11 protein-coding genes are annotated in these 12,479 nt (G+C 73.0%); 10 read left to right on the top strand and 1 reads right to left on the bottom strand.

The features are described 5' to 3' along the window. Positions 1-19 precede the first annotated feature (19 nt). Together hemB and VNF07_07220 are read left to right on the top strand one after the other, a co-directional pair. Positions 20-1,039: a porphobilinogen synthase gene (gene hemB, locus VNF07_07225; GenBank protein ID HVB06014.1), complete on the top strand. Its 1,020-nt coding sequence runs from the start codon at positions 20-22 to the stop codon at positions 1,037-1,039. A gap of 7 nt (positions 1,040-1,046) precedes the next feature. Beyond that, positions 1,047-2,324: a glutamate-1-semialdehyde 2,1-aminomutase gene (locus VNF07_07220; GenBank protein ID HVB06013.1), complete on the top strand. Its 1,278-nt coding sequence runs from the start codon at positions 1,047-1,049 to the stop codon at positions 2,322-2,324. On the opposite strand, the gene VNF07_07215 is transcribed toward VNF07_07220, so the two are convergent. Next, entirely contained in the window at positions 2,321-3,649 is a 1,329-nt protein-coding gene (locus VNF07_07215; GenBank protein ID HVB06012.1) for an NAD(P)/FAD-dependent oxidoreductase, read from the bottom strand. The genes VNF07_07220 and VNF07_07215 overlap by 4 nt on opposite strands. Before the next feature lie 154 nt (positions 3,650-3,803). Between VNF07_07215 and VNF07_07210 the strand changes: the two genes are divergently transcribed. Genes VNF07_07210 through nuoH form a run of 8 tightly spaced genes read left to right on the top strand, consistent with a single transcriptional unit; the run spans position 3,804 to position 12,478 of the window. Continuing rightward, entirely contained in the window at positions 3,804-4,250 is a 447-nt protein-coding gene (locus VNF07_07210; protein ID HVB06011.1) for an NADH-quinone oxidoreductase subunit A, read from the top strand. Further along, positions 4,250-4,849, top strand: coding sequence for an NADH-quinone oxidoreductase subunit B family protein (locus VNF07_07205; protein HVB06010.1), 600 nt, complete (start codon positions 4,250-4,252; stop codon positions 4,847-4,849). The genes VNF07_07210 and VNF07_07205 overlap by 1 nt, the downstream gene beginning before the upstream one ends. Continuing rightward, on the top strand, positions 4,849-5,388 hold the full coding sequence (locus tag VNF07_07200) for an NADH-quinone oxidoreductase subunit C (protein ID HVB06009.1): 540 nt from the start codon (positions 4,849-4,851) through the stop codon (positions 5,386-5,388). The genes VNF07_07205 and VNF07_07200 overlap by 1 nt, the downstream gene beginning before the upstream one ends. Further along, the gene (locus VNF07_07195; protein HVB06008.1) at positions 5,385-6,773 is read left to right on the top strand and encodes an NADH-quinone oxidoreductase subunit D; all 1,389 of its coding nucleotides are present in this window, start codon (positions 5,385-5,387) and stop codon (positions 6,771-6,773) included. Before VNF07_07200 ends, VNF07_07195 begins: the two co-directional genes overlap by 4 nt. Next, positions 6,773-7,336, top strand: a complete 564-nt coding sequence (locus tag VNF07_07190; protein HVB06007.1) for an NAD(P)H-dependent oxidoreductase subunit E — start codon at positions 6,773-6,775, stop codon at positions 7,334-7,336. Before VNF07_07195 ends, VNF07_07190 begins: the two co-directional genes overlap by 1 nt. Next, a complete protein-coding gene (gene nuoF / locus VNF07_07185) occupies positions 7,333-8,643 on the top strand; it encodes an NADH-quinone oxidoreductase subunit NuoF (protein ID HVB06006.1) in 1,311 nt (436 codons plus the stop codon). Before VNF07_07190 ends, nuoF begins: the two co-directional genes overlap by 4 nt. Continuing rightward, a complete protein-coding gene (gene nuoG / locus VNF07_07180; protein HVB06005.1) occupies positions 8,640-11,291 on the top strand; it encodes an NADH-quinone oxidoreductase subunit NuoG in 2,652 nt (883 codons plus the stop codon). The genes nuoF and nuoG overlap by 4 nt, the downstream gene beginning before the upstream one ends. Next, complete coding sequence (gene nuoH / locus VNF07_07175; GenBank protein HVB06004.1) at positions 11,291-12,478, top strand: NADH-quinone oxidoreductase subunit NuoH; 1,188 nt, start codon at positions 11,291-11,293, stop codon at positions 12,476-12,478. Before nuoG ends, nuoH begins: the two co-directional genes overlap by 1 nt. Position 12,479 lies beyond the last annotated feature (1 nt).

Here is a 12,479-nt window from a genome sequence, read left to right as displayed (position 1 = left end):
GATCCCCTAGGCTCGCGGCGTGACCGGTGACCCCTCGGCGGGGAGCTTCCCCGAGCGGCGCCTGCGGCGCCTGCGCCGCACCCCCGCGCTGCGGGCGATGGTCGCCGAGCACCGCCTCGCCCCGAGCGACCTCGTGGCGCCGCTGTTCGTGCGCGAGGGCATCGACGCGCCGCAGCCGATCCACTCGCTCCCCGGCGTCGTGCAGCACACCGTGGCGTCGCTCGTCGACGAGGCGAAGCAGCTGGTCGCACTCGGGGTGCCGGGGGTGGTCCTCTTCGGCGTGCCGGAGCGTAAGGACGCCGTCGGCTCGGGCGCCTCGGACCCCGAGGGGATCTGCCAGGTGGCGCTGCGCGCGCTGCGCGACAGCCTCGGTGACGAGCTCGTGCTGATGCCCGACCTCTGCCTCGACGAGTACACCGACCACGGCCACTGCGGCCTGCTCGACGCGCGCGGCGAGGTCGACAACGACGCCACCCTCGAGCGCTACGCCGAGGTCGCCCTCGCGCAGGCCGACGCGGGCGCCGACCTCGTCGCCCCGAGCGGGATGATGGACGGCCAGGTGGCGGCGATCCGCCGGGCGCTCGACGACGGCGGCCACGGCGACGTCGGCATCCTCGCCTACGCCGCGAAGTACGCCTCGGCCTTCTACGGCCCCTTCCGCGACGCGGTCGACGTGCAGATCGCCGGCGGCGGGAACCGCCGCGCCTACCAGCAGGACCCGGCGAACCGTCGCGAGGCGCTCACCGAGGTCGCTCTCGACCTCGCCGAGGGCGCCGACGTGGTGATGGTGAAGCCGGCGCTGCCCTACCTCGACGTGCTGGCCGCGGTCGCCGCCGCCTCGCCGGTCCCCGTCGCCGCCTACCACGTCTCGGGGGAGTACGCGATGCTCGCCGCGGCGGCGGCCAACGGCTGGATCGACCGCGAGGCCGCCGCCCTCGAGACGCTGCTCGCCATCAAGCGGGCGGGCGCCGACCTGATCCTCACCTACCTCGCACGCGAGGCGGCCGAGCTCCTCCACTCCCCGCGCGCCGCGCGCTGAGCCGGAGGTGACCGCCGAGGAGCAGGGCGCGCTCTTCGCGCGCGCCTGCAAGGTCACGCCGGGGGGCGTGAACTCGCCCGTCCGGGCCTTTCGCGCCGTCGGCGGCGAGCCGCGCTTCGTCGCCTCGGGGGAGGGCGCCTATCTCGTCGACGTCGAGGGGCGCCGCTACCTCGACTTCGTGCAGAGCTGGGGGGCGTCGATCCTCGGCCACGCGCACCCCGCCCCCGTCGCCGCGGTGCAGCGCGCCGCGGCGCTCGGCACCACCTTCGGCGCGCCGACCCGCGACGAGGTGCTGCTCGCCGAGGCGATCGTCGCCGCCGTGCCCGGCGCGGGGATGGTCCGCCTCGTCTCGTCGGGCACCGAGGCGGCGATGACCGCGGTCCGTCTCGCGCGCGGCGCCACCGGGCGCGCGCGGATCGTGAAGTTCGCCGGCTGCTACCACGGCCACTCCGACGCCCTGCTCGCCGCGGGGGGGAGCGGGGTCGCGACGCTCGGCCTCGCCGGCTCGGCGGGCGTTCCCCCGGGCGCTGTCGCCGACACGATCGTCGCCCCCTACAACGTCGTCCCCGAGCTCGACGGCGAGGTGGCGGCCGTGATCGTCGAGCCGGTGGCGGCGAACATGGGCCTCGTCGCGCCGCTCCCCGGCTTCCTCGAGGGGCTGCGGGCGGCCTGTGACCGCGTCGGCGCAGTGCTCATCTTCGACGAGGTGATCACGGGCTTCCGCCTCGGGCGGGCGGGAGCGGCCGGGCGCCTCGGGGTGGAGGCGGACCTCACCTGCCTCGGCAAGGTGATCGGCGGCGGCCTCCCCCTCGCCGCGCTCGCCGGCCGCAGCGAGCTGATGGCCGAGCTCGCCCCCCTCGGCGCCGTCTACCAGGCGGGGACGCTGTCGGGGAACCCGCTCGCCACAGCGGCCGGCCTCGCCGTCCTCTCCGAGCTCGACGACGACGCCTACCGTGTGCTCGAGGACCGGGTCGCCCGCCTCGGCGCCGGCCTCGCCGACGCGTTCGTCGCGGCGGGGCTGAGCGTGCAGGTGCCCGTCTTCGGCACCCTCCTCGGGCTGTTCTTCTCTGCGGCGCCGGTCGCGGACTACGACGGCGCGCGACGCGCCGACGGCGTCGCCTACGCCGCCTTCTTCCACGAGATGCTCGACCGCGGCGTCGGCCTCGCGCCGAGCCCGTACGAGGTCGCCTTCACCTCGCTCGCGCACGGCGAGGCCGAGATCGACGAGACCCTCGCGGCCGCGGCCGCGGCCGCGGTCGCGGTCGCGGCGCGCATCGGGGGTTAGCGGGGGAGCGTGCTCCCGTTCGCCGGCAGGCGGGCGGTGCCGCCGCGGTCGAGCAGGCGGGCGGCGACGCGGTAGGCGAGCTCGGGGGCGGCGACGGTGCCCTCGCGCAGCATGTTCGACATGATCCGCAGCACGGAGGCCATGAAGGTCTTGGAGTGCATCCCCCAGGAGATGAAGCGCCGCAGCAGCGCCGGGCGCATCATGAGCGCCATGAAGGCGGCGGCGACGCGGTAGTAGCGGCCGTAGCGGGCCTCGAGGCGCTCCTCGTAGCTGGCGAGCACGCCGAGGTCCCCCGCCGCGAGCGCGCCGGTGATCACCTCGGCGGCGAGGCGACCGGTCTCGTACCCGTAGGCGATCCCCTCGCCGTTGAAGGGGTTGATCGAGCCCCCGGCATCGCCGATCAGCAGGTAGTCGGGGCCGACGCGGGGGCCGACGGCGAAGCCCATCGGCAGCCGCCCCCCCGTCGGCGCGCACAGCGCGCTCTCCGCGGAGAGGCACCACGAGCTCGGCGCGAAGTCGATGAAGGTCTCGAGCAGCTTGGTGGTGTTGATCCCCTTCAGGCGGTCGTCGCTCGCGAGGATGCCGAGGCCGACGTTCACCCTCCCGTCGCCGAGGGGGAAGATCCAGCCGTAGCCGGGCACCGCGTTGCCCTCGCGGTCGCGGATGTCGAGGTGCGACTCGATGAAGGGCTCATCGGCGCGCGGCGACGAGTGGTAGGAGCGGATCGCCATCCCGAGGGGGACGTCACGGTCGCGCGCCGCCCCGAGCGCCCGGCCGATCCGCGAGTTCGCGCCGTCCGCGACGACGACCACCTTGGCGTGGATCTCCTCGATGAGGTCGCGGTCGTGGTCCTGCACGACGACGCCGCGCGCCGGGCCGGGGCGCTCGCCGACGACGGCGATCGCCTCGGTCCCCTGGCGCAGCTCGGCGCCCGCCTTCTCGGCGCGCCCGGCGACGAGGGCGTCGAGCTCGGCGCGGGTGATCACGTAGCCGGCGTCGGGGAAGTCGTCGTGGCGGGGCCATTCGAGGTCGAGCTCGCGGCCGAAGGCGATGGCGCGCAGCCCGATGAAGCGGTGGTGGCTCGCGATCTCGTCGGCGAGGCCCATCGCCTCAAGCTGGCGCACGGCGCGCGGCGTGACGCCGTCGCCGCAGGTCTTCTCGCGGGGGAAGTGCTTCTTCTCGAGCACGACGACGTCGAGCCCCGCCTCGGCGAGCCAGTAGGCGCAGCTCGCGCCGGAAGGGCCGGCGCCGACGACGACGACGTCGCAGCTCCGGGGGCGTGACGGGGCGTGCCCGCGGGGCGCCGCGGGTGAGACGTCGGGCATCTGATGACCTTACTGGCCCCCGCTCGCCAGGCCCGTCCGCGCCGCGGCCGTTTCCCCACCCCCGCGGAGGTGACGCGGGAGCTCGTGGGACGCCCCGGGCGGGCCGCTCTTGATTGGGAGCAAACCGGTGCACGTGGTAGAACCGCTGTGAGCCATGGGAAGTCTCGACAGCTACCTGCCGATCTTCATCCTCCTCCTCCTCGCGTTGGCGTTCGCGGGGCTGTCCCTCGTCGCCTCGAAACTGCTCGCCCCGCAGCGGCCGACGGCCGCCAAGGAGGCGCCGTACGAGTGTGGGATCGTCCCGACGCACGAGCCACCGGAGCGCTTCCCCGTCGGCTTCTACCTCGTGGCGATGATCTTCGTCGTCTTCGACATCGAGGTGATCTTCCTCTTCCCCTGGGCGGTGATGTACAACGAGCTCGGGCGCTTCGGCCTCGTCGAGATCATCGTCTTCGTCGGCGCCGTCTTCTTCTCCTTCCTCTACCTCGTCGCCCGCGGGGCCCTCGACTGGGGGCCGGTGAAGCGGATCCAGCCGGTGCGCTCGACGCGCACGACGGCGAGCACGGTCCGGCGCGTGCCGAACGACGGCGAGGCCGCCTGATGGTCGAGAAGAGCAGCTTCGAGTGGAAGGGCCTCGAGTCCCTCAGCCACAACTTCCTCACCGGCAGGCTCGAGGACTTCGTGAAGTGGAGCCGGCGCAACTCGATGTGGCCGACGACCTTTGGCCTCGCCTGCTGCGCGATCGAGATGATGGCCGCGGGCGCCGCCGACTACGACCTCGCCCGCTTCGGGATGGAGGTCTTCCGCCCCTCGCCCCGCCAGTCGGACCTGCTGATCGTCGCCGGCCGTCTCTCGCAGAAGATGGCGCCGGTGCTCCGCCAGGTCTACGACCAGATGGTCGAGCCGAAGTGGGTGATCTCGATGGGCGTCTGCGCCTCGACGGGCGGGATGTTCAACAACTACGCGATCGTGCAGGGGGTCGACGAGATCGTCCCGGTCGACGTCTACGCGCCGGGCTGCCCCCCCTCCCCGCAGACGCTCATCCACTCGATCCTCACGTTGCACGAGAAGGTCCGCACCGGGGAGATCACCCAACGGCGCCGTGCGCGCGCCGGCGGTGCGGCCGTCGACCTCTCGAGCGAGGTGGCCGGCTGGACCCAGCCCCTCCCGCAGCCGGTGCGGATCGGCACCCCCCGCTGATGACCGAGACCGCACCGCCCGCGACCGGGGTTGTCGCGCCCGCCTCGGTCGCGCACGGCATCGCCGGCCTCGGCGACGTGCCGGTGAGCTTCTCGCGCGGCCAGGAGGTCCTCCACCCTGCGCGCGACCGCTACGTCGCCGTCGCGCAGGCGCTGAAGGAGGCGGCCTTCGTGACCTGCTCGGACCTCACCGCGACCGACTACCTGACGGCCCAGGAGGCGCGCGCGCTCCCCGAGGGCGTCACCGCCGAGCGCTTCGAGGTCGTGACGACGCTGCTCTCCCACGAGCGCCGCCTGCGCCTCCGCCTGCGCGTCCAGGTCCCCGAGACCGACGCGACCTGCCCGACGCTGTTCTTCCTCTACCCGGGGACCGAGAACCTCGAGCGCGAGGTCTTCGACCTCTTCGGCATCGACTTCGTCGGCCACCCCGACATGACCCGCATCCTCATGCCCGAGGAGTGGGAGGGCCACCCGCTGCGCAAGGACTACGGGATGGGGCGCGTGCCGGTGCAGTTCAAGGACGCACCCGGGCCCCGATGACGCGAGAGGTCACCACCGAGAAGGGCGCCACCGAGACCGAGCCGAATCCGGCCGACGAGGCGCGCGCCCGCCTCGGCAGCGAGACGAGCGAGGCGAGCCAGGAGCTCGCCCCCCGCGAGTTCACCGACGCGACCCGGCTGCTGATCGAGGAGGGGGGCGTCCTCCGCCTCCCCGAGAGCGCGGCCCTCGACGTCGACCCCGACGAGTTCGACTTCGCCGAGGGCGACACGATGATCATCAACCTCGGGCCGCAGCACCCCTCGACGCACGGGGTGCTGCGGGTGATGCTCGAGCTGCGCGGGGAGACGGTGCTGCGCGCGAAGCCCGTGATCGGCTACCTGCACACCGGCATGGAGAAGACCGGCGAGCAGCTCACCTACCTGCAGGGGACGACGAACGTCACCCGCATGGACTACCTCTCCCCGCTCTCCAACGAGCTCGTCTTCTCGCTCGCCGTCGAGGAGCTACTCGGGGTGCAGCTGCCGCCGCGAGCGACGTGGATCCGCATGCTGATGACCGAGCTGAACCGCATCAACAGCCACGTCACCTGGGCCGCCACCAACGGCATGGACCTCGCCTCGACGACGATGATGATCTTCGGCTTCCGCGAGCGGGAGCTGCTCCTCTCGTTCTTCGAGAAGACCACCGGGCTGCGGATGAACACCAACTACATCCGCCCCGGCGGCGTCGCGGCGGACCTCCCCGACGGCTGGGAGGACGACGTGGACGCGATCGCGGAGACGATCGCGCTACGCCTCGACGACTACGACGAGCTGCTCACCGGCCAGCCCATCTTCCGCGAGCGCACCGAGGGGGTGGGGGTGATCTCTCCGGAGATGTGCCTCGCGATGGGGGCCACCGGGCCGATCCTGCGCGCCTCGGGGGTGCCCTGGGACCTCCGCAGGTCGATGCCCTACCTCGCCTACGACGAGGTCGACTTCGACGTCATCGTCGGCACCGTCGGCGACACCTTCGACCGCTACGCGGTGCGCCTCAACGAGATCCGCGAGTCGATCCGCATCGTCCGCCAGGTCCTCGACAAGATGCCGAGCGGCGACTACCGCGCCCAGGACGCGAAGGTGACACCGCCGCCGCGCGCCCGCATCGACGAGTCGATGGAGGCGCTCATCCATCACTTCAAGCTGTTCACGAGCGGGATGGAGCCGCCCGAGGGCGAGGTCTACGTCGCCGTCGAGTCCCCCCGCGGCGAGCTCGGCTGCTACATGGTCGCCGACGGCACGAACAAGCCCTACCGGATGCACGTGCGCGCCCCCTCCTTCGTGAACCTGCAGAGCCTGCCGCCGCTTTTGCGCAACAGCCTGATCGCCGACACCGTGGCGATCCTCTCCTCGGTCGACCCCGTCCTCGGGGAGGTGGACCGCTGATGGGCCACTTCGCAGAGCCGCTCCGCCAGCGCGCCGAGGCGCTCGTCGCGCTCTACCCCGAGCACCGCAGCGCCCTCATCCCGCTCTGCCACCTCGCCCAGGGCGAGGAGGGCTACCTCACCGAGGAGGCGATGGGCGAGATCGCCGAGCTCTGCGGCGTCTCCGCGGCCGAGGTGCGCGGCACCGCGAGCTTCTACGACATGCTGCATATCGAGCCGGTCGGCAGGTACGTCTTCGCCCTCTGCACGAACATCGCCTGCATGCTGGCGGGGGCCTACGAGCTGCTCGACCACGCCGAGGAGCGCCTCGGGGTGCGCGTCGGCCAGACCACCGCCGACGGGCTGTTCACCCTCGAGGAGGCGGAGTGCCTCGCGGGCTGCGACACCGCGCCCTGCGTACAGGTGAACCACCGCTTCTTCGGCCCCCTCGACGGCGCCTCCTTCGACAGCCTCGTCGACGACCTCGCCGCCGGCCGGCTCGAGGGGACGGTCCCGAACCACGGCGTGCTCTGCCGCGTCGAGCGCAGCGTCGGCCTCGTCGCCGGCGACGGGGGAGCGGCGTGATCACCCACCCGGAGCCGATCGTCACCCGCCGCCTCGGCTACGAGGACTCGCACACCCTCTCGCGCTACCTCGAGACGGGCGGCTACGAGGGGCTCCGTAAGGCGCTCACGATGACCCCCGAGGCCGTCGCCGCGGAGGTGAACACCGCGAGCCTGCTCGGCCGTGGCGGCGCCGGCTTCCCGGCGGGGCGGAAGTGGTCGATGCTGCGCAAGGCGCCGGTCACCTACCTCGTGGTGAACGGGGACGAGAGCGAACCGGCGACCTTCAAGGACCACCTGCTCATCGAGCGGGACCCGCACCAGATCATCGAGGGCACGATCATCTGCGCCTACGCGATCGGCGCCAAGCAGGCCTTCATCTTCTGCCGCGGCGAGTTCGCGCTCGGCCTCGAGCGCCTCACCGCGGCCTGCAACGAGGCCTACGCGCAGGGCGCGCTCGGTGGCGACATCTTCGGCTCGGGCTTCTCGATCGACCTCGTGATCCACCCCGGCGCCGGCGCCTACATCTGCGGCGAGGAGACGGCGCTGCTCGAGAGCCTCGAGGGAAAGCGCGGCTTCCCGCGCATCAAGCCCCCCTACTTCCCCGCCGCGATCGGCCTCTACGGCGAGCCGACGGTGGTGAACAACGTCGAGACGATGGCCAACCTCCCCTGGATCGTCGAGCACGGCGGCGAGGCCTTCGCCGCCCTCGGTGCGGGGAGCTCGACGGGGACGCGGCTGTTCGCCCTCTCCGGGCGGGTCGAGCGCCCCGGCTGGTACGAGCTCGAGATGTCGAAGACGACCTTCCGTGACCTCATCTACGACCCGAGCCTCGGCGGCGGCGTGAAGGGCGGGCGGGAGCTGAAGGCGATCATCCCGGGCGGCGTCTCCGCGCCGTGGTTCGGCCCGCAGCACCTCGACATGGGCCTCGACCAGGACGAGGTGGGCAAGGCCGGCTCGATGCTCGGCTCCGGCTCGGTCGTCGTGATGGACGAGACGACCTGCGCGGTGCGCGCCGCCTGGCGGATCACGCGCTTTTTCCACCGCGAGTCCTGCGGGCAGTGCACCCCGTGCCGCGAGGGGAGCAGCTGGCTCGAGAAGATCCTCTGGCGCCTCGAGTCGGGGGAGGGGCGCGAGGCCGACCTCGACCTGTTGATGGACGCCTGCGACAACATCGCCCCCGGGGTCAGCTGGCCCCCGCAGCAGACGACGATCTGCGTGCTCGGCCCCTCCATCCCCTCCTCGATCGCGTCCGGGCTGCGGATGTTCCGCGACGAGTTCCTGCTGCACGTGAAAGAGAGCGGCTGCCCGCTCGGAGGCACCCCGTGACCGAGGTGCGCGCCGAGACCGATCAGGTCGTGCACGTGACGATCGACGGGGCCGCCGTCGAGGCGCGCCCTGGCGAGCTGATCATCGAGGCCGCGGAGCGCGCCGGCGTCTACGTGCCGCGCTTCTGCTACCACCCGCGCATGGAGCCGGTCGGCATGTGCCGGATGTGCCTCGTCGAGGTCTCCTCGCCACGCGGCTTCTCGCTGCAGCCCGCCTGCTACCTGCGCGTCACCGAGGGCCAGGAGGTCCTCACCGAGTCGCCCAAGGCGCGCAAGGCCCAGGAGGGGGTGATCGAGTTCCTCCTCGTCAACCACCCCCTCGACTGCCCGGTCTGTGACAAGGGCGGTGAGTGCCCGCTGCAGGACCAGTCGCTCTCGCACGGCCCGGGGGAGAGCCGCTTCATCGAGGAGAAGCGCCACTGGGCCAAGCCGATCGAGATCGGTGCCTTCGTCGCGCTCGACCGCGAGCGCTGCATCCAGTGCGCCCGCTGCACCCGCTTCGCCGCCGAGATCGCCGGCGACGCCGAGATCGACTTCGTCGGCCGCAGCACCGAGATCGAGGTCGCCCCCTTCCCGACCGAGCCCTTCGACTCGTACTTCTCGGGCAACACCGTCCAGATCTGCCCGGTCGGCGCGTTGACGGCCCGCCCCTACCGCTTCAAGGCCCGCCCGTGGGACCTCGAACAGGTCGAGACGACCTGCACGACCTGCTCCGTCGGCTGCCGCGTCGCCGCCCAGTCCTCGGCCGGGGCGCTCGTCCGCTTCCTCGGCGTCGACTCCGAGCCGGTGAACCAGAGCTGGCTCTGCGACAAAGGGCGCTTCTCCTACGAAGCCCTCGCCGCCCCCGAGCGGCTGACCTCCCCCGCGCTGCGCCGCGGCGAGAGCCTCGTCCCGGTCCGCTGGTCCGAGGCGCTGAACGCCGCCGCCGACGCCCTCGCCACCGCCGAGGGCGCGGTCGGCGTGATCGGCGGGGCGCACCTCTCCAACGAGGACGCCTACGCCTGGAGCCGCTTCGCGCGCTCCGTCCTTCGCACCGACTCCCTCGACGCGCAGCTCGGGGACGGGCTCCCCGCGACCGCGCTCCTCAGTCTCCCCCGCGCGACGATCGACGAGGCCGCCGCGGCGCGCGTCGTGGTGCTCCTCACCGGTGACCTCCGCGAGGAGCTCCCCGTCCTCTACCTGCGCCTGCGCGCCGCGGCGAAGAAGGCCACCACCCTCGTCGAGTGCTCGCCGGTGGCGACCGCGCTCTCGCCGTCGGCGCTGCGCGTGCCGTACCTGCCGGGCGAGGCCGTCCGCCTCGCCGACGCGCTCACCTCGAGCGCCGCCCCCGACCACGAGGTGAGCGCGCACCTCGGCGCGGCCCTCGACTCGGCGCGCGCGCTGCTCGCGGCGCGCGAGGGGGAGGTGGCCGGAGCGGGCGTCGTCGTGGTGCTCGGGCGCGCGAACGTCGCCGAGTCCGGCCAGACCATCGCCGACGCCGCGGGGTTGCTCGCCGCGGCGCTCCCCGCGGCCCGCTTCCTCCCGGCGCTGCGCCGATCCAACGTCCTCGGGGCGCTCGACATGGGCCTCGCGCCGGGCCTGCTGCCCGGGCGCCGCAGCCTCTCGGCCGCCCGCGCCTACTACGAGGACGCGTGGGGAGCGCTCCCCGCGAGCCCCGGTGACGACACCGCGGGGATGCTGCGGCGCGCCGCCGCCGGCGAGCTGCGCGCCCTCGTGCTCCTCGGCGCGGACCCGCTGCGCGACTTCCCCGACCGCGAGCTCGCCCGCCGGGCGCTCGAGCGGGTCGGCTCGGTGATCGCGCTCGGCACCCACCGCGACGCCTCGAACGCGCTCGCGAGCGTCGTCCTCCCCGTGCCCGCCGACGGCGAGCGCTCGGGCACGACGACCAACGTCGAGGGCCGGGTGACGCGCCTCGCCGCCAAGGCCCCGCCGCCCGGGGTGGCCTGGGCGCCGTGGGTGGTGGCGAACGAGCTCGCCACCCGTCTCGGCGCGGACCTCGGCTTCTCGAGTCTCGAGGAGATCACCGACGAGATCGCCGCGCTCGTCCCCTCCCACGCCGGCCTCACCGCCGCGCGCCTGGCGGCGGCCGGTGCCCAGGACGGCCTCCTCGCCCCGCTCGCCGCGGGCACGCCGGCGACGGCCGCGCCGATCGACCCGATGGCGACGCCGGGCATCACCTCGGTGAACGCCCTCGGCGCGCCGATCGCGGTCGGCGCGACCGAGCCCGTCGGGGCCGTCGGCGAGGTCCCGCAAACACCGTCGGGGGCGGTCCCGCCCGCGCTCGCCGCCGCGCCGCCCGCGGCACCGGCGGTCGCCGGGCGCCTCGATTCGTACTCCTACCGCCTCGTCGTCACCCGCCGCCTCTACGACCTCGGCACCACGACGACGGCGAGCCCCGCACTCGCGGCGATGGTCCTGCCCGCGCGGCTGTCGGTCCACCCCTTCGAGCTCGCCCGCCTCGGTCTCGGCTCGGGCGACAAGCTGCGGCTGCGCGGCGGCAAGGGAGAGGTCGTCATCGAGGCGGTGGCCGACGAGCGGCTGCCCCGCAGCGTGGTCGCGGCGGCGGGCAACGTCGTCGCGAGCGGCGACGTCCTCGACCTCGTCGGGGACGGCGAGCTCGCCACCGACGTCCGCCTGGAGAACCTCTGATGGCCGACCCGCTCTTCGCGCACGGCCTCAACGCCGCGGTCTGGCTGATCGTGGTGATCAAGGTCCTCGTCGCCTTCGGGGCGCTGCTCACCTCGGTGCTGCTCATGATCTGGTTCGAGCGCAAGGTGATCTCGGACATGCAGGACCGCATCGGCCCGAACCGCGCCGGCCCCTTCGGCCTGCTGCAGACGCTCGCCGACGGCACCAAGCTGTTCTTCAAGGAGGACCTCCTCCCCGAGCGCGCCGACCGCTTCGTCTTCCGCCTCGCCCCCTTCCTCACGGTCGTCCCGGCGTTCTTGATCTTCACCGTCGTGCCCGTCGGGGGGATCGTCACGGTCGCGCACCACACCTTCGAGCTGCAGGTCGCCGACCCGCCGATCGGCATCCTCTTCTTGCTCGCGCTCTCCTCGGTCGCCGTCTACGGCACGATGCTCGCCGGCTGGTCGTCGGGGTCGAAGTACCCGCTGCTCGGCTCGGTGCGGGCCTCCGCGCAGATGATCTCCTACGAGGCGGTGCTCGGCCTCACCGTGGTGATGGTGATCCTCGAGTCGCACGGTCTGTCGACGCGCTCGATCGTCACCTCGCAGGCGGCGCACGCCTGGCAGTGGAACGTGATCCGCCTCGGCGTGATCCCCTTCGTGCTGTTCTTCATCGCCTCGACCGCGGAGCTCAACCGCCCGCCCTTCGACCTCGCCGAGGGCGAGTCCGAGCTCGGCGGCGGCTACCACACCGAGTACTCCTCGATCCGCTTCGCGCTCTTCTTCCTCGCCGAGTTCATGAACACCGTGACGATGTCGGCGATCGTCGTGACGCTCTTCTTCGGCGGCCCCGACGGGCCCGGCTTCCACTTCCTGCGCTGGCTCTGGCCGATCCTGTGGTTCACCGGCAAGACAGTCGCCTTCTTGTACCTCCAGGTGTGGATCCGCGCCGCGCTGCCACGGCTGCGCTACGACCAGCTGATGGACCTCGGCTGGAAGGCGATGATCCCGATCTCGCTCGGCTGGCTCCTCGTGATCGCCGGCGCGATCCAGTCGGCGGCGTGGGCGCTCGCGCTGTTCGCCCTCGGTTGTGTGGGGGCGCTCGCCCTCACCCAGGCGATCCGCGTCGCGCAGCGCCGGCGCGCGAGCACCCTCGGCCTCGGCGCGGACTTGCGGCCGCTCGGCGGCCCCGGCAAGGTCGGGAGCTGAG

The sequence above is a fragment of the Acidimicrobiales bacterium genome (assembly GCA_035533595.1).
GTDB lineage: Bacteria > Actinomycetota > Acidimicrobiia > Acidimicrobiales > Bog-793 > DATLTN01.
Note: the sequence above shows the minus strand (reverse complement) of the source record. Positions and strands in the feature narration are given on the sequence as shown.

What these genes read in the sequence shown, in the direction of transcription:
- VNF07_07215 (HVB06012.1), bottom strand. Translation starts at nt 3,649, where the DNA reads ATGCCCGACGTCTCACCCGCGGCGCCCCGCGGGCACGCCCCGTCACGC.
- VNF07_07210 (HVB06011.1), top strand. Translation starts at nt 3,804, where the DNA reads ATGGGAAGTCTCGACAGCTACCTGCCGATCTTCATCCTCCTCCTCCTC.
- VNF07_07205 (HVB06010.1), top strand. Translation starts at nt 4,250, where the DNA reads ATGGTCGAGAAGAGCAGCTTCGAGTGGAAGGGCCTCGAGTCCCTCAGC.
- VNF07_07200 (HVB06009.1), top strand. Translation starts at nt 4,849, where the DNA reads ATGACCGAGACCGCACCGCCCGCGACCGGGGTTGTCGCGCCCGCCTCG.
- VNF07_07195 (HVB06008.1), top strand. Translation starts at nt 5,385, where the DNA reads ATGACGCGAGAGGTCACCACCGAGAAGGGCGCCACCGAGACCGAGCCG.
- VNF07_07190 (HVB06007.1), top strand. Translation starts at nt 6,773, where the DNA reads ATGGGCCACTTCGCAGAGCCGCTCCGCCAGCGCGCCGAGGCGCTCGTC.
- nuoH (HVB06004.1), top strand. Translation starts at nt 11,291, where the DNA reads ATGGCCGACCCGCTCTTCGCGCACGGCCTCAACGCCGCGGTCTGGCTG.